Here is a 22,691-nt window from a genome sequence, read left to right as displayed (position 1 = left end):
ATGGACATCGGTACCCGCCGAACCCACAACCACGACGACATCGACGACGAGCCCCTCGAGGAAGCCAAACCGGGGGAGGGGGAGCGGGAGCTGGTCTACGCGAACGTGGCCGAGTTCGTCACCGAGCACCTGGCCTACCAGTACCGGCGCGACATCGACCTCGCCGGCCGGGCCACCACCTTCACCTGGTGCGCCCAATGGTGGCGCCACGAAGAAGCCGTCAGCCGCCTCACCGGCCTCTGGCGGGCCTGGGAGAACCTGCGCACCGACCCCACCACCGGGCTCGCGGTGTGGTGGCGCGACTACGCCGACCCCACCATGCGAGCACTTTTCGAAGAAAAGGGACCCTTCCACGGCTGCACACCCAGGACACATAGCCCGAAAGGGATACCGCTTCCGTTAGATCCGCCACCAACTGGGCTTTTCGAGTGAGCGGCCTGCCACTGCTTTCCGCCACGGTCACAGGTTCCTGAACCTCCATGTCTCGTGGGGTCATCACATCATCCATAGGTATACCTCCCAGATCGAGGAGATACACCAAAACCGTATAGTTCCGGCCGATTGGCACCTCAAGGCAAGGACTATGACCACCACCCCGACCGAGCTGGGGGAGAAGATTCTCTGGATGCGCCAGCAGTACCATTATATTGGTAGACTATCTGGCGATAAGCGACCGTGAGTAGCGCCATCCATGTGGAAAAATTATAGACACCAAGCAAAAGGACAGCGGGCCGGGACCTGCAATCAATGCCCAACAAGTTTCACTTGCTTAAGTTTTACCCCAAAAACAACAGTGAATGAACCCATGGTGATTAAAATGGTGGCGAAGCTTATCCACGCAAACTGAGTGGGCGTGCTATCGATATCGATGCTCTGCAATGTTGCCACTCCAACAGACGCTACGAAAGCGATGGCAACAGAAAGACTAGCGAAAAATTGCGATTGTCGCCAAGTGATATTTGATTCCTTCTTGGTAAAAGCCCAAATAATCGCTAATACATGCCAAAAAACAGAAGCTAAAATAATCAGCACCAGAATTGTTAGCCCAATGCCGCCTGTGGCATTCTGCGCTTGAATAGCTCCTTCGCCCACATATATAGTAGAAACTGCAGGGGCACCCATTCCGATGGTAACTCGCGTCCATGAAGACACACTGGGAAAAAGATCCTGGATTAACACATGCACCGCAGCCAAAAGGGCCAAAGCTGATACGGCGAATCCACTACCAGCTAATACGTGTTGCACTGCCGCCAGCTCGTTGGATGACGTCTCGCCCGCAATTATTGCATAAGTAAGTGAACTTATGCTCAAGCCAAGGAAAGCGGACAAAAGGAGCACCAGTGATGCCTGCCTGCGGTCTTGAGGGGGCGATTTTTCTTGTGAGCCAGCCTTGGGCGTCGAGATCCTTTCTGTGGCGATAAGAAGAATCCCGGCAAAAGCAAATCCTGCTAGGACGCCTGTGAGAGCGGAGTACAAGGATGCAACAGTAGTTGCGTTATATACTAGAGTCATTTTTAATACTAGCATTCTCGTGTGAAATTTACTTGCTCTTTGGCAATTCTGACCATGCAATAAACCAACCAAGCATGTATATCAGGAAACTTGTAGTGCCAAGCCCAAAACCGATCGTCATTACGTTCATCGTTAACTTTGCATCTTCGATCGTGCAGTGATCGGGTGACTCATTAAATGAACAAGCGTCTACCAGATTCGAGCCAATTTCGCGAGATGCCCATATGCAAAAAAGGCCGAAAGCAAATATTGTAAAAAGTAGGGCGGAGACGAGCCAAAACAGTGCACGCTGCTTGAAGCGGCTCATACTCTTGACGTCGGTTTTTTTGATCCACAATGCTCCGATTACTGTCGCTCCGAGAACGGTAGCGGAGACCCACCATGTCATGCCAGCAGTTCCGAGCATGTTGATAAATCCGAAAAGTTCCGTGCTTCGGGCAGACATGCCAAGATACTAATCGACAAACTGCAATTTTTGCTTATGTGAAGGGACAATCTCCTCATGGAGTCCTTCTTCTGGGCTCTTGATAGCAGGAGCCCAGCGTGGACCCGGGACTCGGTAGAGGCCGTCAATGGCCAGCCGCCGCCACTTAACTCGATAGGGAATGCTGCCCACATCAACGGCGAAGAGACGACAACCTCGAGGCGGAAGCCGTCCACGGTCGGTGGAATCGGGAGTGTTCCATCCGGCCGTGAGGTTTACTGTCAGATGTGCGCGGGTGAGCAAAAAACCCTGACTTAACATAATCACGATTATCGGACAACGGTCACAGGGGAGTTCTCGCATCTGATGCAAGTACTCGTCCCACTCTGCCTACGGGCGTCTGCCAGGGCCACGAAAGAGTGCGCGGCGAATCGGCTGGGTCGCTGAGCCCGCGCGTTGCGGTGCGTCCGTGCTGGTCAGCGCGGCGATCTCTCGTTTAATGAGAGATTCGCGCGCACAGCTGGGCTATGGAACGGCTCCTGGTCGTGTTCCTGGGCTCTTCGTCGACGAAGGCATCGCATGGTTGCGGGCTGAAACTCGGGCGCCCAGGACGAATGCGCGGCCGCTCCAGCGACTGGCCTGCCGGCGCAGCAGGAAACGACTCGTCCTCCCTCAACACGTCTCGCTACCGGTTCAGCCATGGGAGTTGTGGCGGGTGGCGTCGTTGACCGTAGCTGTCGTAAGTGTCCCCGGGTAGGACATCGTCTCTGTGCTGGATGTGGTTGCCTGCGGCGGAGGCGTTAGTGGATGGTTGGTTCCGACTCCTGGTCAAATCTGTAGTGATGCGAGGGGCGGGGGATGTTCTCTGCCGTCCGCCTCGAGACGGACGGCAGAGAACCAGTTTTAGTTGGGCGTGACGTAGGCGCCGGAGATTCCCCCATCCACCAGGAAGGTGGAGGCTGTCATGAAGGATGAATCGTCGCTGGCGAGAAAGGCCACTGCCGCGGCGATCTCTTCCGGTTCCGCGAACCGCCCGGCGGGCACGTGCACGAGCCGGCGCTGGGCCTGCTCCGGGTCCGCGGCGAACAGGTCCTGGAGCAGGGGGGTGTTGACCGGCCCGGGGCACAGCGCGTTGACTCGGATCCCCTCCCGGGCGAACTGCACGCCCAGCTCCCGGCTCATCGACAGCACCCCGCCCTTCGACGCGCTGTAAGAGATCTGGGAGGTCGCCGCCCCCATGATGGCGACGAAGGACGCGGTGTTGATGATCGAGCCTTTGCCTTGATCCTGCATGTAGGGCAGGGCGTACTTGCAGCAGTAGTAGACGGAGGTGAGGTTCACGTCCTGCACCTTGCGCCAGGCGTCGATGCCGGTGTCGAGGATTGAGCCGTCGTCGGTGGGGTTGATGCCAGCGTTGTTGAAGGTGATGTCGACGCTGCCAAAGGCTTTATGGGTTTCGGCGTAGAGGTTTTTGACGTCGTCGGGGTTGGTGACGTCGACCTTGACGAACAGACCGTCGACCTCGGAGGCGGCTTCCTGGCCGGTTTTTGGGTCGATGTCTGCGATGACGACGCAGGCTCCTTCGGCGGCCAGGCGCCGGGCGGTGGCCAGGCCGATGCCGCTGGCTCCTCCGGTGATGACGGCGCTGCGGCCGACCAGGCGGCGGGCGTTGACGTCCATGGAATCTCCTTAGGTCTGGTGTGGGTCGCATGCCAGGGGGCATGCGAGTGAGGGTGTGGTCAGTCAGTGGAGAGGAAAACGTTCTTGGTCTCGGTGAACGCCTGCGGGGCGTCCGGGCCGAGCTCCCGGCCGAAGCCGGACTGCTTGAAGCCGCCGAACGGCGTCCAGTAGCGCACCGAGGCGTGCGAGTTGACGGAGAGGTTCCCGGCGTCGACAGCGCGGGACACCCGTAGCGCCCGCCCGACGTCCCGGGTCCAGATCGACCCGGAGAGCCCGTACTCGGTGTCGTTGGCGATCCGGACGGCGTCCGCCTCGTCCTCGAACGGCACCACGGCGAGCACGGGGCCGAAGATCTCCTCCCGGAACACCCGGGAGTCCGGGGACGGGGTTAGCACGGTCGGTGGGAACCAGTATCCCGGGCTCGTCGGGGCCGATCCCTGGAAGGCGATAGGTGTGTTGTCGTCCAGGAACGAGGTCACCGATTCCCGGTGTGCGGCCGAGACCAGCGGGCCCATCTGGGTGTCCTCCTGCCATGGGTCACCGCAGGTGAAGTTCTTCACGGCCGGTTCCAGCAGCTCAAGGAACCGGTTTAGGGCGGAGCGCTGAACTAGGACCCGGGAGCGGGCGCAGCAGTCCTGGCCGGCGTTGTCGAAGGCACCGGCCGGAGTGGTGGCGGCGGCTTGTTCGAGGTCGGCGTCGGCGAAGACGATGTTGGAGTTCTTGCCCCCCAGCTCCAGGGTGAGGCGCTTGATCTGGTCTGCGCAGCCGGCCATGATCCGCTTGCCCACGGCGGTGGAGCCGGTGAACACGATCTTGCGGACGGCGGGGTGGGTCACGAAGCGCTCCCCCACCACCGAGCCCTTGCCAGGTAGCACGGTGAGTACGCCCTCGGGCAGCCCGGCTTGCAGGGCCAGCTCGGCCAGGCGGATGGCGGTCAACGGGGTGATTTCCGCCGGCTTGAGCACCACCGTGTTACCTGCCGCGAGGGCAGGGGCAAAACCCCAGGCGGCGATGGGCATCGGGAAATTCCAGGGGACGATGACGCCAATCACCCCCAGTGGCTCATGGAAGGTGATGTTGACTCCGCCGGGGACCGGGATCTGGCGTCCTGACAGTCGCTCCGGGGCTCCGGCGTAGTAGGTGAGCACGTCCCGGACGTTGCCGGCCTCCCAGCGGGCGTTGCCGATGGTGTGCCCGGCGTTGCGCACTTCCAGGGCTGCGAGGTTTTCTAGATCGGCCTCGACCGCGTCGGCGAAGCGGCGCAGCAGACGGGCACGGTCGGCCGGGGCGACGGTACGCCAGGTTTCGAAGGCTTGCTGAGCGCCGGCGATGGCGGCGTCGGTTTCTTCCAGGGAAGCCAGTGTGACGGTGTCGATGATTTCTTCGGTGGTGGGGTTGATGATCTGAGTGGTGGTCACGAGATGAACGTGTCCTTTCGGTCGTGGCCGATGCGGGGGCCAGCGTCTCGGTCGTCGGCGAATCGGCGGGCGACCTCGATGAACCCTTCGAACAGGCGTGGATCCTTGCGGTTTTCTTCGGGGTGGAACTGCACGCCCAGGACCCAGGGCCCGCTGGTGGTCTCCACGGCTTCGATGGTGCCGTCGGGGGCCCGGGCGGTGACCTGCAGGCCTTCGGCGACCTGGTCCAGGGCCTGGTGGTGGTAGCACGGGGACCAGGCCGTCTCTCCCAGCAGCTCATGGCACCGGCTGCCGGGTGTGGTGGTGAACTGGACCTTCCCGTACAGTCCGGGCCCGGGCCGGTGCTGGTCGGCTTCGGTGTTGACGTCCGGCAGGTGCTGGATGAGCGTGCCGCCCAGGGCGACATTGAGGATCTGGGCGCCACGGCAGATGGCGAACAACGGCAGGCCCTGGTCTAGGGCAGCCCGGGTGAGGGCGAGGTCGTGCTCGTCGCGGGAGGGCTGGGAGTAGGTCTCCTCGTGCCGGTCGGCCCCGTAGAAGTCGGGGTCGACGTCGGTGCCGCCGATGACGATGAGCCCATCGAGCAGTTTCAGCACGCTGGGATCGGTCCCGACCGGGGGCAGCAGCACAGGGGTGCCTCCCGCGGCGGCGACCGCCTCGACGTAGGCGCCCGGGACGATCGCGGCCACGGAGCTCCAGACCCCCCAAGTGCCCTCCTGGTAGTAGGTGGTCAGCCCGATCCGGGGCCGGTACCCGGTGCCGCCCGGCTCAGAGGCGCTCGAAGCCACGGCGCAGCTCCCAGTCGGTGACGGCGGCCTCGAAGGCCGCCAGCTCCACGTCGGCGTAGTGCACGTAGTGCTCCACGACGTCCTCGCCGAACAGCTCCCGGGCGAGCTCCGAGCCGGCCAGCAGGTCCCGGGCCTCGCGCATGGTCGAGGGCACCACGGGGGCGTCGGACTCGTAGGCGTTGCCCTCCATCATGGGCTCCAGTTCCATCTGGTGCTCGATGCCGTATAGGCCTGAAGCGAGCATCGCCGACAGCGCCAGGTACGGGTTCACGTCGCCGCCGGGGAGCCGGTTTTCCATCCGGGCGGACTGGCCGCTGCCGACCAAGCGCACGGCGCAGGAGCGGTTGTCGATGCCCCAGGCCACGGCGGTGGGGGCGAAGCTGCCCTCGACGAAGCGCTTGTAGGAGTTGATGTTCGGGGCGTAGAAGATAGACATCTCCCGCATGCCCTTGAGCACCCCGGCGATGAAGTGGTCGTAGGTGGCGCTGCGGGTACCCCGCTCCTGGTCCCAGAAGACCAGCTCGCCGTCGAGCCCCCGCAGGGACATGTGGATGTGGCAGGAGCTGCCCTCGCGCTGATTGGGCTTGGCCATGAAGGTGATCGACTTCCCCTGCTGATGGGCGATCTGCTTCGAGGCCAGCTTGTAGACCACGTGGTTGTCCGCGGTGACCAGGCCGTCGTTGAAACGGAACGCGATCTCGTGCTGGCCGAGGTTGCACTCGCCCTTGGCGTTCTCCACGGTCATGCCAGCTGTGTACATGGCGTTGCGGATCTCCCGCAGCAGCGGCTCGACCCGCTGGGAGCCCAGGAGGTTGTAGTCCACGTTGTACTTGTTCGCAGGGTCCAGGTTCTGGTAGTTGGAGTCCCAGGCGTCCTCGTAGCTGGTGTTGTAGATGCAGAACTCCAGCTCGGTGCCGGTGAGCATCTGGAAGCCCATGTCCCGGGCCCGGTCGAGCTGGCGGCGCAGCATGGCCCGCGGCGACATCGGGATCAGCCGGCCATCGTGGCCGGTGAGGTCGCACTGGATCATCACCTGCCCGGGGTTGTGCGGCATCAGCCGGATCGTGTCCAGATCCATGGCGAAGCTCATGTCCCCGTAGCCAGAGTCCCAGCTGCTGATGGCGTAGCCGGCCGGGGTGTTCATCTCCGTGTCCACGGCCAGCAGGTAGTTGCAACCCTCGGCGCCCTCGTCGAGCACCGAGTCTAGGAAGAACTGGCCGTGACACAGCTTGCCTTGGAGCCGGCCTTGCATGTCGGTGAAGGCCAGGACCACGGTGTCGATCTGTCCGTCCGTGATTTTTTGCCGCAGCTGCTCGACGGTGAGCATCCGGTCGTTGCGGGCGTGCTTCGGTGTTGTCGTCATCGGTTGATTCCTTGGGTGCGGGGACAGTGAAAGGTGTGACCGAGATGAGTGCGCTTCGGTCTGGTCGGTCTCCAATGGGGCTTTCTCCTAGGTGGAGTCCGTCAGGAAAGAACGGCTGGAGGACCTGAGAGATGAAGTACCTCCCCTCGCCAGCGCTGGGAGATAGCGACGCGTCGATGTGGGCCGCAATAGCTTCCTCGTGGGGACAGCGGTGAGGACTGCCCGTACCAAAAGTGCTGGCGTCTATTCCATCAGCGTGGAGGTTGGCGAACTGGTGGTCTGTGCAATCTCCCGCAGGACGGCGTCACGCAGCTCGAGCGTCGCTGCGGCCACTCCGACGCCGGAGTGGATCGACTCGACACCGTCGAAGTCGGTAAAGACTCCGCCGGCTTCGCGCATGATGACCGGCATGGGGGCTACGTCGAAGGGGGAGACCGTGAAGTCGAGCATGGCGTCGGCTTGTCCGGCGGCCACGAGGGCGTATCCGAACCCGTCTCCCCAGGTGCGGATGACACCGTCTTGATTTTGGAGACGGTTGATGAGTTCCAGTGGCCAGTCCTCGAGCCAGGTGGACAGGACGTAGGCGTCGTGAACTTCCCTGCGCTCTGAGGTGGTGAGTTGCCGGCCTTGTCCATCGAAGCATCCGCGGCCGGACTGGGCGTAGACCAGGCGGCCCAGGCTGGGCAGGGCAATGGCCCCAAATTCGAGTCCTTGCGCGGACTCGTAGGCCAGGAGGGTGGAATACAAGGGCACCCCATGGATGAAGGATTTGGTGCCGTCGATTGGGTCCATGATCCAGCGTCCGCCAGAGGTCCCCTCGACCTCTGCGAATTCTTCGCCTAGGAGGCCGTCTTCGGGGAAGTGTTTGGAAAGTTCATCGCGCAGGTGCCGCTCGACACTGCGATCGGCTTCCGTGACAGGCGTTCCGTCGTCTTTGCGTTCGACACGGAAGTGAGCGTCGTCGAACCAGGATCGCGCCATCCCGGCACCCGCCTCGAGGATATCGAGGGCGTTCTGAAAGCGGGTATCGATGGTCATTCTGAGCCTCTCGTGGAAGTGTGTGCGTCCTGGCTGGTCCTGGGCCACTGGTGTGTGACTGCGAGAAGTTCCTCTACGCGCTGACCGATGTCCAGCAGCCATTCGTCCTGACGGCGTCGTCCGATCAGTTGCACACCGATCGGCATCCCGTCGGCGGAGAACCCCATGCACAGGCTCAGCGCCGGCTGGCCCGTTTGGTTGAACCAAGCCGTGTAGTTGGTGTGGTAAAGCAGCGGCATGGTGGTATCGGGGCCGAACTGATCAGCCCGGAACTGATGGACGCCCATCACAGGGGACACCAGGAGATCAAAGTGAGAGCTGGCAGCTAACAGGTGCGCCGCCCGAGCTGACAGGCGCTCCAGACTGTCGTAGTAGTCAGCGGCGCTACGGATTGGTGCGGATGCTACCCACTGGGCCACGGCCGGCAGTAGCCTTGACTGGCGGTCAGCGGGGGCTGCACGTACCTCGGCTTCACACCGGGTCTTGAGGCACAGGTCCAGTTCCATGAAATCTGCCTCGCTGAGGCCAGGACCGTGTTCGGACAGACGCGCGCCAGCGTGGGCAAGCAGGCCCAGAAACCGCTCGAAGAGCTCATGAGTCTCGTCATCCATTTGCGGCCCGTACCCAGGCCACTCCATGACGCCGACCCGCAGTCCTTCCAGCTCATCCGATGCGTCACGGGCCGCCGGCTTCCCCAGATCGTAGGCAAAGGACCACTGATCAGAAACGTCGGTGCGGGAGACCACACCGAAAATCTCTCGGACATCGGCGACAGTCGTGGCCATGGGACCGGCCGAACGCCAATTACTCGCCGGGGCGTACGGGATGGCGCCCTGCGTGGGCTTGAACCCGACAATGCCGCATTGGGCAGCCGGCAAACGCACACTGCCCGCAATGTCCGTGCCCAGACCTACCGGAGTCACCCCGTAGGCGATTGCCGCCGCGGTGCCAGAACTAGAGCCCCCCGGTGACATGTCCGGGTTCCACGGGTTCAAAGTGTCCCCGAACTGGGAGTTGTTGCCCGAAGCCAGCAACCCCAACTCAGACATCGCCGTCTTCCCCACGATGACCGCCCCTGCTTCACGCAAGCGGGCAACCGGCGCCGAGTCCGCATCCGATAGATGACCCGGATGAATGGCGCTGCCATGCCACCGCGGCAAGCCCGCGACGTGGAAACTGTCCTTCACCACCACCGGCACACCTTCCAATGGTCTATGTTGATGAACCATTTCGGGGGCGTCTGACTTAGTTGGACTTCCGGCCGTATCCGCATCATCCACTACACAGGTCATAGCGCGGAGATCGCGCATGGCCTCCCGCGCGACAGCCACCGAAGCGGGGATGACGGACCGACAAACCCCCATGTCAGAAGGATTTTTGTCGCGCATTTCGGCCAATGAGCGCGGTAGGGCTGCGGTCATGTCGACTCCTCGTGCGGTGAGTGGGGGTAAAAAAAGACCTAGACAACTGGTGTGCTCTGGATCATATAGTGGGCTTCAGCTGCGCGAAACCCGCCAAAGGGGAATGAAATGGTCCAAGTCGATGAACCAAATAAGGTGGACGTCATCGTCGATCGCTTGTTGATGCTGATGGCCGAACTGCGTGATCGCGGTGAATCACGGCTTCCGTCTGAGCGTGACTTGGCGTCTCAGCTGGGTGTGGCCCGCGGGACCTTGCGCAAGGCTCTGGAGCGGCTGCAGGACGAGGGAATCGTGGAGCGCCGGGTGGGCCGCAACGGGGGCATCATGATCCGGCAGGAGCATCCGGTGATGCAGCTCGAGGGCCTCAATCCGCATGCGCCGTTCAAGGTGCAGCGCCAATTGCACCGGATCCAAGGTGTCCCGGCGTTGTTGAGCGGGCAGGGCATCGAGTCCGCCACCCGTGTGCTCAAGACCGAGGAACGCGGGGCCAACAATCTTGAGGCCACGAAACTGGGGCTGACTGCCGGCTCACGTGTCCTGGTGATCCTTCGTCTGCGCCTGGCCAACTCAGAGCCGCTGTCCCTGGAGCAGATGACGTTGCCCGCCGCACGGTTTCCGGGACTGCTGGATCGATCGTTGAACTCCTTGTACGAAATGTTCGAGCGGGACTACGACGTGACTCTGGCGTCAGTGGATGAAGACATCAATATCTCTCGAGCCAGCGCGAGTGTGGCCCAGCTGCTGAAGATCACCATCGGGACCCCGCTGTTCGACATCGAACGGGTATCCCGGGATGAGGCCGGCATACCCGTGGAGCTCTCTCATGACCTGTTCAACGCCACTCTCACCACTCTCACCCACACCGCCGGACGTAGCGTCAACGACGCCGGCCTCAACCTTCATGGGGAGCCACATGTATCAGCGCAACTCCGTTAGAAATGCGTGGTTTGACCGCTACACCGGGACGTTCTCCCTGTCGCAGAACCTCCCGGAGCAGTCCCAGGCCCTCTCCGTCCTAGATGGCACGCTGCGGGGCGTGGGGCAGATTTTCCTGATGAACAATCCGCTCTCTGGTCTGCTGCTGGTCGTGGCGGTGGCCACCGCCTCCCCATGGGGTGCGTTGTTGTTTCTGGGTGGGTCGCTGGTGGGTACCCTGACAGCGGTCTTGCTGGGGATGCCTCGGGATGTCTGGCGGGCCGGACTCTACGGATTCAACGGTGCACTGGTCGGCATTCTGGGAGCAGTTTTCCTGGCCGGAGACTGGAATCTGTGGGTCGCGGTCTTCACTTTGCTGGCAGCTGCGCTGAGCACCCCCATCATGCACACCACCATCATCATTTTTGTCGAGAAGCTGGGCGTGCCGGCCCTGTCGGTCACCTTCGGCGTCCTGGGGATTTTGTTGCTGTTGCTGGCCCCCTCCGTCGCTTACGGCCGTGCCGACCCCGCGCTCATCGTTCCGGTCGAGCGTCTCGCGGTTCCGGCCGACCCGGTCCTACGCAGCGCCGCCACTGGTGGTGACGTCTCTGTCGGTGAAGGGCTGCTGAATGCGACCTTGCGAGGGTTGAGCGAGGTCTTCCTGCAGGACAGTGTCCTGGTGGGACTGCTGGTGATCATCGCCATCGCACTGTGCTCGCCCATCGCCGCGGGACTCGCGGTGGCGGGCTCACTCACGGGAGCGCTGACCGCCATGGTCATGGGCGCAGACGGGTACGAGATCTACCTGGGCCTGTGGGGCTACAACGGTGCGGTGGTGGCCGTGGCCTTGGGTGGCATTGCCTTGGAGGCGCAGTGGCGTTCCGTGGCGGTCGCGATCGTCGGCGCCAGCGCGTCCGCGCTTCTTTTTGGAGCGTTGAGCGAGTTCCTTGGGCCCTACGGGGTGGTACCGCTGAGTCTGCCGCTGGTCATGGTGATCATCGGGACGGCCTTGGCGGCCCAAGGGATGTCGCGTGTTCACGACGTCGCCCCCGCTGACTATTCCACCGCAGAACAACGACTCCGGATCCAAGCCTGACCAACCGAGGAGACACCATGCCTATTCAAGAACGACTTGCAGAGTTCACGCGGTTGCATGACCTGGACGATGTTCAATGGTCCGACCCCATCCCCCAGTTGCCCTCCCCGAGCTGGTGGGCTTCTGACAACATCCTCATCCGCGGGGACAGCAAGAAACTCGGCCGCGTCATCGCCAAGGTCATGAGCCGCCACGCCTGGTCCTGGCGCAACCGCCACAGCATGATTCAGGCCGCGGTGGCCGCCGGTGAGAACGGCGTGGGCCCTGTGGTCCACGCCCACGACCAGGAGATCGGCATTGTCCTGGTGGAGGAGCTCACCGATGACTGGCGCGTTGTCCGCCTGGACTACTACGCCGACCCGGACTTCCGCTCGAACCTCCTCAGCACGCGTCGTGCCTTCGCTGCACTCGATCTGAACCTCACTCCCCGCAGTCCCATCGTGGAACTGACTCAGCTCGAAGAAGAGTGCCGGGATCGTGGCATTCCCCTGGACCCACGAGTCACCTCCTCGCTCGAGCAGGTGCTGCGCTTCAAAGAGGCACTGCTCGACTACCGCTCCAGCGTGGAGTTCCAGCCCTCCCAAGGCGAGGCCACCTCGTCCAATCTCATGGTCCATCGGGACGGTCGGGTCAAGATCGTGGGCTGGGGCTCCGCAGCACAGCTGTCCCAAGTCCATGACACAGCCCTTCTGGTTTCCGAAGCCTGCCCGACGGTGCTCAACTCGGAAACCTTGATCCGCGAAGTCCTGCCGGAATCCACGGCGAAGGACATCGCCGTGATCCAGCTCATCTCCCTTATCGAGCACCTGCGGTGGTCCCTGCTCGCCTCCCTGCGGGCGGCCACCGACCCGGACGAGAACCTCGACTCCATCAAGTACGGGCTCTGGCGTATGACCCTCGCCGAGATAGCCCTCGCAGACCGTGAGCTCATGGCCGGACTAGAGAAGGAACTGTCCTAATGACTACCCAAACCAACCTCGACGCACTGCTGGATAGCTGCAACCGCAACCCGGAGTGGGAGGGCAACCCCCCGTCCATCAACCCCGTCCCGGGAGGCCTGACCAACCACAACTTCCGGCTGTCCATCAGCGGCGTCGGGCCCGAGATCTTCGCCAAGATCCCCGGCCCGGGCACTGAGGCGTTCATCGACCGTTCCGTGGCCAACGCCGCTGCCCGTCAGGCCGCCGAGGCCGGCATCAGTCCGCAGGTGATGTTCTTCGACGAGCAGACCGGGATCGAGTACTCAGAGTTCATGGGGAAAGGCTTCCGGACCGCCACCACCCTCGACTTCCAGAACATGGATCTTCTCGAGCGGGTCATAGACGTCTACCGGGCCTGGCACAAGACCCCACCGCTGCCCCAGACGAAAACGATGTTCGACATGGTCGATGAGCACCTGGACCAGGTCCGCGGCTCCGCAATCGACCTGCCCTCCTGGGCCGATGATGTCATCCACGCTTACGGTCGAGCCGCTGAGCGATTCCGAGACTCTGGGCTGGACATCGTCCCCGCGCACAACGATCCGATGCCGGGCAACTTCCTCATCGGCGATGACGGCTCGGTCAAGCTGATCGACTTCGACTACGCGGCCAACAACGACGTTGCCTACGAACTGGCCCTGATCTTCGCCGAGATGTTCGTCAGCGAGGAAGACGCCCGGGCACTCGTCACCCGCTACCGCGGCCACGACGACGAACGATTCTTCGCCCGTGTCATGGTCTGCCGGATGATCGCGGACACCAAATGGGGACTGTGGGGTCTGATCAACAACGCGGTCCGTGATGAGGAGTTCGACTACTACAAGTACGGGACCTGGAAGCTCTACCGGACCTTCCTGATCTCCAGGCACCCGCGCTTCGAAGAATGGCTGGAGCTGATCTAATGATCAGCTCCAGCCACCGGGACGGGTTCCTCCACACCTTCGGCGCCTTCTCTGAGATCGGATCGAAGAACGGTGGTCTTCACCGCCTCACCGGAACACCCGAAGATGGCGCAGCCCGGGCCCTGCTGGTCTCCGCCTTCCAGGAACACGGATACACCGTGGCGCGCGATGCGGTGGGGAACCTATTCGGGTTCGTCCTTCCCCCCGATGACCGACCGACGATCCTGCTGGGCTCACATCTGGACTCCCAGCCGGACGGCGGACGCTTCGACGGGCAGACCGGCGTGGTCACCGCACTATGGGCAGCACACGTGCTCGAGGACCGGATCCGCTCCGGCGAGCTGCCCTTCAACCTGGGGGTGGTGAACTGGACAAACGAGGAAGGCGCACGGTTCCAACCCAGCGTGCTGGGCAGCAGCGTCTTCACCGGCCGCGTCCGAACCGAAGCTGCCCTCGACGCCACAGACTCCCACGGCACCACGCTCGGAGAGAGCCTGGCGGCGATCGATGCGTTGGGGACCGACGATGTCCCCCTCCCTGCTGCCTACCTGGAGGTACACGTGGAGCAAGGGGCGGTCCTGGAACGCGAGGGCGTGGACATCGGCATCGTCGAAGGCGCCTGGGGCGCGGTGAAACTGGACATCCGCATTGAGGGAAGTCAGACACATACCGGGCCGACACCCATGGCAGAGCGCGTGGACGCCCTGTACGCGACTGCACTGCTCGTCACCGCAGTACACCGGATGGGCCTCGACCACCCCGCGGGGCGACTCCACACCACGGTGGGATCCCTGCGCATCACCCCCGACTCCCCCAACTGCACCCCCTCCGAGGTCCGTTCCAAGGTCGAGCTGCGATCTGATGACCCTGAAATCCTGACCGCGGCGAGGGCAGAGCTAGAAACTGTCCTCGCCGAGATCGGTCGTGAAACAGGGGCCGGAGTGGAGGTTACCGGCGAATCACTGCGCGAGACCACCAGCATGTGGCCGCACGGACCCCAGATCCTGGAGCAGGCGGCGGACAGGTGCCAATTGTCCAGCCGGCGGATGAAGACCATCGCCGGTCACGATGCCCTCGTGCTGAACGCAGCCGTACCCAGCCTGTTCTTCTTCATCCCCAGCGTGGCCGGGTACACCCATAACCGCCACGAACTGACAAAGGACGAAGACCTGGTAAACGGGCTTCACCTGATGATCAACGCGGTAGAAACGCTAGGAGCGCACCTAGAAGAACATTTCTTGGCGACCCCGTCTCCGTAAGGCTCGATTGATTCCGAACCTAAGCGATAGTCCTATTCTTCATTGTGACCATCGAACGATTCCCAACCAACCCCTAAAAAAAGTTAGGAGATGTCATGCTCGACTCTTCTTCGTGTTTCCAGAGGTGCTGTCGATGACCGGGCTGGGGGGCCTGAACCCTTCAGAGGGCGCTTTGGTCTTGGGCATGGTTCAACAGCAAGTGCCCATCGTCAATGAGCCTGCGGACCTGCAGAGCACCGCCCATAAGATCGCCGGCATGGTGAAGGAGGCCAAGGCAGGCTTGCCGACGCTAGATCTGCTGGTGTTCCCCGAGTACAGCTTGAACGGACTCAACCCCAAGATGTGGGCGCGAGACGAAATGCTGTGTGACTTGGACGGACCCGAGGTGGCAATCCTGCGTGCTGCCTGTGCGGACAGCAGCGTTTGGGGGTGCTTCTCCCTGATGGAACGCAACCCTGACGGCGCTCCGTATAACAGCGGCATCATCGTCGATGCCACGGGCGAGATCGTCTTGTACTACCGAAAAATGCACCCCATGGTTCCGTTGGAACCCTGGGAGCCAGGAAATCTGGGCATCCCGGTGTGCGACGGGCCTGCCGGATCCAAGCTGGCCCTGATCATCTGCCATGACGGGATGCTGCCCGAGATGGCTCGTGAAGCGGCCTACAAGGGCGCCAACGTCATCCTGCGCACGGCAGGCTACACCGACCCTGTCCGTCATGCATGGCGGATCACGAACCAGGTCAACGCTTTCACGAACGTTGCCTACACCGCCTCCGTGGCACTGACCGGAGGGGACGCAACCGGCATCTGGTCCATTGGCGAGGCCATGATCTGCGACATCGACGGCACAGTCCTGGAGCACGGCGACAACTCACCGGATCGCATCGTGACCGGCGAGGTGGTTCCGGCCCGAGCCGATCAAGCTCGCCGGAGCTGGGGCGTAGAGAACAATATCTACCAACTCGGGCATCGCGGGTACGTCGCCGTGCGCGGTGGAGCCCAGGACTGCCCATACACCTACATGACCGACCTCGCCGCGGAACGCTACCGGGTGCCCTGGGAGGACGAAGTCGAGATCACTGATGGCACCTCCATGGGATATGGCCCACCCCGCGAGCCCGAAAGCACTACGGAAACAGATCTGTCCGGGGCCCCTCGCCAGACCACCGGTGGGTAGGACGGTAGAGATTCCAGTGCCACAGCGGCGCTGGAATAAACCCCCCGACCCGTAGGTCTCAGTCTGGGGCCCGCTGAAAATAATGAGGCAATAGGGCCACGGCGCGTGCTTCGACACTTCACGTGTCGAAGCACGCGCCGTCGCCCTACTCAAGGACTGAGGAACTACGCCTGGGCCTGAATCGACGACGTCGGCACTGAGTACGTCGCCTCTGCTGTGGCCGGGCTTCCGGACGCCCCGCACACCGTCACCGTCAGCAACGGCGCGGATAGCCCAGCCTGGCCACCACCACTATCAACGACTGACCACCACGAAAGATCCGTATCTGCTCATTCCCCGGCCCAGAACCAACCCCTCACGGATGCATGAGGGCCAGAGATGGCATTGCGGCACCCGGGGAAGCAGGCATCGCCGCGGGTAACAGCAGCGTGGGCGCCACCCTTCACGGATTGCGCCCTCTCGCCGATGCGCTCAGCCCAGGCCCATATCTCTCTCGCGCCCCGCGCCGCTCCCAGGGCTCTTCCGCGCCTTGGGCCCACGCTTAGTGGAGCGCACAGCGTCGACCGGCGGCGTGCCCTGGTCCCGCTCAGCGGCCAGACGGGCCTGCACGCCGTCGCGGCCTTCCTCGGTGCCATCCAGGACTGCCATGAGCGTCTTCGCCAGACGTGCTCGACGGTCTCCAGAGTCCCAGAGCTCTTCGGCTTCTGCGGCCGCGTGGCGGGTGTCCGTGTCGTTCAGCATGTCCCCTTGTGCTGCCACCGCGGCGTTACGGGCGGCCTCGGCGTGGTCGCGCTGGGCGTCTCTCCCTTCACGGGCGGCCAGCTCGTGGTCGGAGGAGTCGGTGCGCTGCTGTTCCGGGGCGTGGTCGGTCAGGTAGTCCTCCACGGGTAGCCCGTGGCGGTCCTTCACCTCCGACTCGATCCGTCCTCGAGCGGCCCGGGCGACCTCGTCGTGGTGCTCCCACTGGCGGGCCAGTCCGTAGTGTCCGGCGATGTCCTCGGCTTTCGCAGACTCCCAGAACCGGTCTTGGTCTACGGGGGCGAGCTCGGTGCGCATCACGGCGCGTTCGGCCTCGAAGCGTTCCTCGAGCTCCCGCCGCCGGTGCTGTTGCTCCATGACACGTTGGCGGAGTCGCTCGGCGCGTTGGCGGGCCATCATTTCGCCCCAGCGCCCGGCCACGGCCATCGCTGCTTGAAGGTCCCGGGAGAGCATGTCGTTCACGCCGTCGGGTTGTGTGCTCATTGCTACAGCTCCATTCCGTGCTCGTCTCGGGTGTGGTCCATGTAGGGGCGCACCGTGGCGGTGGGTCCCTGGGTTTCCCGCAGCGCACCGCGCTCACGGGCGGGCCCGGCGTGGGAGACCGAGTGTGTGGGGGCGGAGGTCTCGACCTCTGGCAGCGGCTGGGCCACGACGGCCAGATGCTGTTCGAAGGCGTCGTTGATCAGCTGGGTCTCGCGCAAGTCCTTGTTGGCCTGATGCATCTCGTAGAACGCCTGGGTCATCCGCAGCATCTGGTTCATGATCAGCGCCTGAGCCATCGGAGACGGGGCCTTCGTGGCCGCCAAGAGGAACGCGGTGGTGCCGCTAGTGCGCAGCGGCGCCTCCAACGGGGCGGTGATCTTCGCCCCGGGTCGGTGCGCGGACCGGGCGAGCACCCGGGCGGTGCGTCCCAGCGGCCCTTGTCCGTCCTCGGTCGCATGGGACCACGCCGCGAACACACCGGAGGCTTCACGGGCCGCGTGCGCCCACGACTGGTGGTCGTCCGGGGCGATCTTGACCAACCGCCGACGCACCTCCTTTAGTTCCCCGGCCAGCCGTCGGGCGGTCTCCTCATCCAGCACCGCACCGGGGGCGTCGGGGTGCACGATGCGGCGGTGCCGCTTGGCCGCCATCCACTCCTCCGACGCCTCCTGCGCCGAGCCTGGGGTATCCGGCCAGCGAGTCCGCAGAGAGGGGAGGGTGAGGTCCTGGGCGAGCTTGCCGCCACCGAACCACAGCGGCCGCATCCCCTTCGGGGGACGCTCCGCCACCGAGTACCCGGTCACCACCGAATCAGTGCCGGCGGCGAACCTTGGGTGCACGAGCATGTTCGCCCGACGCATGGAACGGACGAACTGGGCCTCGGTGTCGGCGGCCACTGCGCACGCGCGCACGGTGCGCTCCAGCGCGAACCGGGTCGGTTCCCGGGTGCTGTCCCGCCGCACCTCGCCCTGCTGCAGCCAGCGTTCGGAGTGGTTGCCGAGCTGGATGAGGTTGAAGTCCTTCTCGATGCCCCGAGTGACTTTCTGCGCACGGGAGAAGTCGTTGCCATCGGCCCACTTCGTCCCGTCGCTGCGGATCTTGGAGGCCATGATGTGGATGTGGTCGTTGCCCTTGGTGGAGCGTCCGTGGTGGACCGCGACCCACTGGCAGGGGGCCTTGGCCTGCGCGTCGGTGAAGTCCATCTCGTCCATGAATCGGGCGGCGATGTCGGCCCATTCCTGGTCGGTGACCTCACGGTCCTGGTACGGGATCGACAACGAGCAGTGCCAGATGTGCTTGGCGTCAGCGTCCACCCCGAAGGCACGCCGGTTCAGGTCGATCTCGCGGGCGATGGACACCGCAGCTTCCTCGTTGAGCTGGACGTCGTCGTGCCACGCCATGATGAGCGGGGAGCCGTTGATCAGGTGCGGGTCGGTGTGCTCGTTCGCCCGGCCCGGACCCACGAGGTACTTCATCAAACCGACCGGCTTGTCGCCCTTGGTGATGTTCGGGATCACGGGATCAACTCTTCGATTTTGGCCAACACGTCCGCACCGAATCGTCGGGCTTCCTGCAAGGTCTCGACCGTTTCGGGGAGCACCTCGCCGGTGCTGTTGGCGTGCCGAGCGATCTGGTTGACGTTGTTGGCGATCGTGGCCATCAACTGTCGCATCTGGATCAGCTCGGCCAGCTGGTTCCGCCGCAGCTGCACCGCCACCGGATCGGCAGAACCGAACACGGCTTCGACCATCAGCGCCGAGGGTGAGAGCCCGGTCTGTTGCTCCAGCACCATCAACTGAGCACGCTCAGACTCGGACATGGACACCCGGACGTACTGGGTTTTGCCCTCGATCCGCTTACGACGGGACTTCCACACCCGACGCGGATTCTCGCCCTCCACCACAGCACCTCCCTCCTTTCCGGCCCAGCGCAGCGCCCCCACTTCGTGGGCCCCGCACGACCAGTGTGCCACCGCAAAACCGGCAGGGCCAGCGGTGAACCCATTTTATGGCACATAAAACATAGCTTTGCTCCGCTGGGGCACCACGGGTACGAAGCGCCGGCGGAGCGCCCGTGACCTGTGGAACGCGCGATGTGCGTCCGTTAAGGTGGGGACATGGCGAAGCTCACCGACCCCCAGCAGGCAGAGGAAGCCGCGCAGCGGCTGCTCAACGACCGGATGGACTACGTCCGTCGGGCAATCACCGCGCGTGGCGCCCTCGACGAGGCCCGCGAGGCCCTCAAGGAAGCGGAGAAGAACGACGTCCAGGCGTTCCAGGCCGCCGTCAACAACGGCGGTTGGACCGCCGAAGAGCTACGCAAGATCGGACTGACCGCACCCGAGAAGGTCCAGCGCGTACAGCGGCGTAAGGCGGCTAGAAATGGTGCCGGCTCTTCGTCGGACAGTGCACAGGAGCAGTCGACGGAGTCGGCTGACGCCACCTCCTGACGGAGTAAATCGTGGTGCAGGCACTGGCCCCGTGCCCACATGGGCACGGCAAAAGCTCTCTCGCTCCGCGGCTTTTCCCGCACCCATGATGGACAGCGAGGACCCCCACCGACCACCCGACCACAGCCGGCAGGTCACCTCACGTCCGACCGTGACACTTCCGCTTCCGCCGACTGTGGACGGCTTCCCGCACACGTGGTCACCACACAACAACGGTGCCCGCTCCCCCAAATGGGGAGCGGGCACCGTCCGTCTGAACAGACCAAGCTGAGCGAGTATTTACAGCTCCAAGCCGCCCTGCTGGGGACGCTGCTCGTCGTGCCGCCGCGCCACCTCGAGCGGACGCCCGGAGCCGTTTCCACCACGCCCGGCAGTGCTGCGGCCCGCAGTGGGAGCGTCGGGGAAGTTGATGCGCATCCGTTTCTTAAACGCCTCCAGCTCCGGGTCCAGGGTCAGCTGCGGCGTCTCCTCACCGCGCATAGCGCACCTAATCCGCTCCACCTCCCACCGGGGGCCTCCAGTGCCTCCTGGGCGACGACGACTTTCTGCCGGACGGAGGCCAGTCACGCTTCACGCTTGGTGGAGTGACTCGGAGGCTTATTGTTGTGGAACAGCGGCAAAGCAGCCGTGGCAACGCTCCTGAAGGTGGTGTGTGATGGATCCTGTCTCATTGGTCGTCGCGGCGTTGATCGTAGGGGCCAACAAAAGCCTGGAGGGCGTTGCTGAGGACAGCCTGAAGGACGCCTACGCTGGGTTGAAAGGGCTGGTGCAACGATTCTTCGCCGATCGACCCGTTGCCAAGGATGTGCTGGAGAAAAGCGAAACTGCTCCCCAGAAGTACGAGCCTGTGCTCAAGGACTACGTAGAGGAGTCCGGGGCCGCCCAGGACACAGAGGTTCAGGAGGCGGCGCAGAAACTCATGGCCTTGGCAGATCCCGAAGGCACTCGGAACGGGCAGTACAACACCACCATCTCGGGGAGCATCCACGCCGACCGCGGAGGCGTTGCGGGTGTCCATATGAACGACGTCCAGGCGGGGTTTCACGCTTCGGGAGGCGGTTCACCAGACCCTCATTAGCGGGTCCGGACTCCACTCCCACACCTGACCCGCTACCCACCTCGCACCAATTGTTCCCTGGGCCTTTGGACTCGTCCGTGTGGAGGGAGCACAGTCGAGGGACGTTCGCCGATCGCGGTGCAGTGGCGGCTGAGAGTATCGGCAGGGTCACCGTGCTCGGTGACGCCCACGTCGTGATGCCGGCCCGGCCGGTGAGCTGGCCGGTCCAAATCGGCAAGCCACCAAATCTGGCAGCCAGCTTTCAACCGCGGCACCACGCGCGGGAACAGGTTCACGCCCGATGGCAGGACACATCACGGGCCCAGGGAACCGATGGTGCTTGCACCGTGCTGATTACCGGCCCCAGCGGTGTGGGAAAAACCCAGTTGGCCGCCCGCCTTTTCCATGAGGCCGGAGCAGAGGGCACAGATTTGCGGATGTGGGTGCGAGCCGACTCTCGGGCATCTGTGATGGCATCGTTCATGGAAGCCGCGGAGCGGGTGCAGGCCCCGGGGTGGGACAGTTCTGAAGCAGAGACGAAGGCTGAGGCGTTTCTGAGCTGGCTGTCCACCACCGATCGATCCTGGCTGGTGGTGTTCGACAATGTGGTCACCCCGGCGGAACTAAAAGGGCTGTGGCCGACAGGTCGTGGACGGGTCCTGGCGACCACGTTCGTGCAAAGTCTCGCTGTGCTCCCCGGAGCCGACGCGAGGGTGAAATTGGGGGTATTCGCCCCTGAAGAAGCCCGCTCCTACATGGTGCGGCGAGTACAGGAAGCCGTTCAGAACGGGGAAGACACAACCCCAAACGTATTAGAAGGCGCTACGGGCCTTGCTGAGGACCTCGGGTTCCTCCCGGTCGCGCTGGCCCAGGCCATCTCCGTAGTCCTCCATGAGGCCGCCAGTTGCGTGGACTACCGGAAGGACTTCGCCGACCGCAGCAATCGCTTGGAAGATCTGTTTCCCGAAAGATTGCCGGCGGATGAGTATGAGCGCACGGTCGCCACCACCTGGTCGTTGGCCATGGAACAAACCGAGGGCATCGTCCCGGTGGGCCTGGCATCTGGACTCGTGCAGTTGGCGGCCGCCGCTGACCCTGGCGGCGCACCGGACGTGGCCTTTTTGGCGGAGCCGTCGTTGGTTTACCTTGCCGACAGGTTGACCCCACGAGAGGGAACAGTCCCTTCCGTCACGGCTAAGAAGGTACGCTCCGCACTTCGGCACCTCCATTCGCTGTCTTTAATCGAGCATCAACCAGGTGACGTCGCGATCGTCCGGATGCATATGCTGACCCAACGTGCCGTGCTCGAGTCGGACTCTACTTATGGCAGAGAAGGAAAGTGCCTTGCTTTAGCTGATTCGCTCGAGACTGTCTGGGACACCGTGGAAATTCCAGCCAAAACCCTGCTTTTGGCTAATGCAGAGCACCTGATCAAGACATCCCCCGAGGACATCTGGTGGCACGACGGCCCCCATCCCATGCTTCACCGGGCTGTAGGCAGCATGCTCAACTCCGGGATGGCGACCAACGCCATCGAACACCTCCAATGGATGCTCACCCATGCCACAGAACAACTCGGCCCTGAGTGTCCCGTGACCCTGGCCATCCGCAATAATCTGGCCTACGCCTACCAAAGTACCGGGCAGCTCGACGAGGCGATCATCCAATACGAAGCGGTACTCGACACCTACCAGCGCGACCTAGGCCCCGACCATCCTCCAGCCCTGATCACCCGCAACAATCTTGCCTTGGCCTACCGGGAGGCCGGGCGGCTGCAGGAAGCCATCGCCGAGCACGAAGCGGTACTCAACGACTGCCAGCGAGTCCTGGGCCCTGACCACCCCGACACCCTGATCACCCGCAACTTCCTTGCTTACGCCTACCAAAGCGCCGGGCGGCTGCAGGAAGCCATCGCCGAGCACGAAGCGGTACTCAACGACTGCCAGCGAGTCCTGGGCCCTGACCAC

General features: G+C 63.4%; 22 protein-coding genes. 10 read left to right on the top strand and 12 right to left on the bottom strand.

What is annotated here, in order from left to right:
• Window positions 1-432 (top strand): DUF4913 domain-containing protein, encoded by a 432-nt coding sequence (locus ACPYN7_RS14550; RefSeq protein WP_424348133.1) that lies wholly within the window; start codon window positions 1-3, stop codon window positions 430-432.
• 312 nt (window positions 433-744) lie between these two features.
• On the opposite strand, the gene ACPYN7_RS14545 is transcribed toward ACPYN7_RS14550, so the two are convergent.
• The 8 genes from ACPYN7_RS14545 to ACPYN7_RS14510 form a co-directional block, all read right to left on the bottom strand.
• On the bottom strand, window positions 745-1,476 hold the full coding sequence (locus ACPYN7_RS14545) for a hypothetical protein (protein ID WP_424348132.1): 732 nt from the start codon (window positions 1,474-1,476) through the stop codon (window positions 745-747).
• 64 nt (window positions 1,477-1,540) lie between these two features.
• Complete coding sequence (locus tag ACPYN7_RS14540; RefSeq protein WP_424348131.1) at window positions 1,541-1,957, bottom strand: hypothetical protein; 417 nt, start codon at window positions 1,955-1,957, stop codon at window positions 1,541-1,543.
• A gap of 882 nt (window positions 1,958-2,839) precedes the next feature.
• Window positions 2,840-3,616 (bottom strand): 3-oxoacyl-ACP reductase, encoded by a 777-nt coding sequence (locus ACPYN7_RS14535; protein WP_017834379.1) that lies wholly within the window; start codon window positions 3,614-3,616, stop codon window positions 2,840-2,842.
• A gap of 59 nt (window positions 3,617-3,675) precedes the next feature.
• Window positions 3,676-5,034 (bottom strand): aldehyde dehydrogenase family protein, encoded by a 1,359-nt coding sequence (locus ACPYN7_RS14530; protein ID WP_424348130.1) that lies wholly within the window; start codon window positions 5,032-5,034, stop codon window positions 3,676-3,678.
• Window positions 5,031-5,822: a gamma-glutamyl-gamma-aminobutyrate hydrolase family protein gene (locus tag ACPYN7_RS14525; RefSeq protein ID WP_424348129.1), complete on the bottom strand. Its 792-nt coding sequence runs from the start codon at window positions 5,820-5,822 to the stop codon at window positions 5,031-5,033. The genes ACPYN7_RS14530 and ACPYN7_RS14525 overlap by 4 nt, the downstream gene beginning before the upstream one ends.
• A complete protein-coding gene (locus ACPYN7_RS14520) occupies window positions 5,803-7,185 on the bottom strand; it encodes a glutamine synthetase family protein (protein ID WP_424348128.1) in 1,383 nt (460 codons plus the stop codon). The genes ACPYN7_RS14525 and ACPYN7_RS14520 overlap by 20 nt, the downstream gene beginning before the upstream one ends.
• A 243-nt stretch (window positions 7,186-7,428) precedes the next feature.
• Complete coding sequence (locus ACPYN7_RS14515) at window positions 7,429-8,223, bottom strand: inositol monophosphatase family protein (protein WP_424348127.1); 795 nt, start codon at window positions 8,221-8,223, stop codon at window positions 7,429-7,431.
• Window positions 8,220-9,644 (bottom strand): amidase, encoded by a 1,425-nt coding sequence (locus ACPYN7_RS14510; RefSeq protein ID WP_424348126.1) that lies wholly within the window; start codon window positions 9,642-9,644, stop codon window positions 8,220-8,222. The genes ACPYN7_RS14515 and ACPYN7_RS14510 overlap by 4 nt, the downstream gene beginning before the upstream one ends.
• 135 nt (window positions 9,645-9,779) lie before the next feature.
• Between ACPYN7_RS14510 and ACPYN7_RS14505 the strand changes: the two genes are divergently transcribed.
• The 6 genes from ACPYN7_RS14505 to ACPYN7_RS14480 all read left to right on the top strand — a co-directional run bounded on the left by ACPYN7_RS14505 (window position 9,780) and on the right by ACPYN7_RS14480 (window position 15,976).
• Window positions 9,780-10,580, top strand: coding sequence for a GntR family transcriptional regulator (locus ACPYN7_RS14505; RefSeq protein ID WP_424348125.1), 801 nt, complete (start codon window positions 9,780-9,782; stop codon window positions 10,578-10,580).
• Entirely contained in the window at window positions 10,558-11,655 is a 1,098-nt protein-coding gene (locus tag ACPYN7_RS14500; RefSeq protein WP_424348124.1) for an urea transporter, read from the top strand. Before ACPYN7_RS14505 ends, ACPYN7_RS14500 begins: the two co-directional genes overlap by 23 nt.
• Before the next feature lie 17 nt (window positions 11,656-11,672).
• On the top strand, window positions 11,673-12,614 hold the full coding sequence (locus ACPYN7_RS14495; RefSeq protein WP_424348123.1) for a hypothetical protein: 942 nt from the start codon (window positions 11,673-11,675) through the stop codon (window positions 12,612-12,614).
• The gene (locus tag ACPYN7_RS14490; protein WP_424348122.1) at window positions 12,614-13,537 is read left to right on the top strand and encodes a phosphotransferase; all 924 of its coding nucleotides are present in this window, start codon (window positions 12,614-12,616) and stop codon (window positions 13,535-13,537) included. The genes ACPYN7_RS14495 and ACPYN7_RS14490 overlap by 1 nt, the downstream gene beginning before the upstream one ends.
• Complete coding sequence (locus tag ACPYN7_RS14485; RefSeq protein WP_424348121.1) at window positions 13,537-14,796, top strand: Zn-dependent hydrolase; 1,260 nt, start codon at window positions 13,537-13,539, stop codon at window positions 14,794-14,796. Before ACPYN7_RS14490 ends, ACPYN7_RS14485 begins: the two co-directional genes overlap by 1 nt.
• Before the next feature lie 112 nt (window positions 14,797-14,908).
• Window positions 14,909-15,976 (top strand): formamidase, encoded by a 1,068-nt coding sequence (locus tag ACPYN7_RS14480; RefSeq protein ID WP_424348120.1) that lies wholly within the window; start codon window positions 14,909-14,911, stop codon window positions 15,974-15,976.
• Window positions 15,977-16,447: 471 nt separating this feature from the next.
• Here ACPYN7_RS14480 and ACPYN7_RS14475 read toward each other — a convergent pair whose 3' ends face one another.
• From ACPYN7_RS14475 to mobC, 3 genes are read right to left on the bottom strand one after another with little or no spacing between them, the layout of a single operon-like run.
• On the bottom strand, window positions 16,448-17,218 hold the full coding sequence (locus ACPYN7_RS14475; protein ID WP_424348119.1) for a hypothetical protein: 771 nt from the start codon (window positions 17,216-17,218) through the stop codon (window positions 16,448-16,450).
• 2 nt (window positions 17,219-17,220) lie between these two features.
• Entirely contained in the window at window positions 17,221-18,735 is a 1,515-nt protein-coding gene (locus tag ACPYN7_RS14470; RefSeq protein WP_424348118.1) for a relaxase/mobilization nuclease domain-containing protein, read from the bottom strand.
• Window positions 18,732-19,121, bottom strand: a complete 390-nt coding sequence (gene mobC / locus ACPYN7_RS14465; protein WP_424348117.1) for a plasmid mobilization relaxosome protein MobC — start codon at window positions 19,119-19,121, stop codon at window positions 18,732-18,734. The genes ACPYN7_RS14470 and mobC overlap by 4 nt, the downstream gene beginning before the upstream one ends.
• A gap of 213 nt (window positions 19,122-19,334) precedes the next feature.
• On the opposite strand from mobC, the gene ACPYN7_RS14460 reads away from it, so the two are divergent.
• Window positions 19,335-19,667 carry a hypothetical protein gene (locus tag ACPYN7_RS14460; protein WP_424348116.1) on the top strand — a complete coding sequence of 111 codons (333 nt, stop codon included), beginning with the start codon at window positions 19,335-19,337 and terminating at the stop codon, window positions 19,665-19,667.
• A 279-nt stretch (window positions 19,668-19,946) separates the two neighbouring features.
• On the opposite strand, the gene ACPYN7_RS14455 is transcribed toward ACPYN7_RS14460, so the two are convergent.
• Window positions 19,947-20,147 (bottom strand): hypothetical protein, encoded by a 201-nt coding sequence (locus ACPYN7_RS14455; protein ID WP_424348115.1) that lies wholly within the window; start codon window positions 20,145-20,147, stop codon window positions 19,947-19,949.
• A 175-nt stretch (window positions 20,148-20,322) separates the two neighbouring features.
• Between ACPYN7_RS14455 and ACPYN7_RS14450 the strand changes: the two genes are divergently transcribed.
• Complete coding sequence (locus ACPYN7_RS14450; protein WP_424348114.1) at window positions 20,323-20,745, top strand: hypothetical protein; 423 nt, start codon at window positions 20,323-20,325, stop codon at window positions 20,743-20,745.
• A gap of 122 nt (window positions 20,746-20,867) precedes the next feature.
• On the top strand, window positions 20,868-22,691 hold a 1,824-nt coding region (locus ACPYN7_RS14445), incomplete at its 3' end, for a tetratricopeptide repeat protein (protein WP_424348113.1).

This window comes from Kocuria sp. CH-021 (assembly GCF_049716185.1).
GTDB lineage: Bacteria > Actinomycetota > Actinomycetes > Actinomycetales > Micrococcaceae > Kocuria > Kocuria cellulosilytica.
The sequence above is the reverse complement of the archived record's forward strand: the minus strand, read 5'-3'. Positions and strand labels throughout refer to the sequence as shown.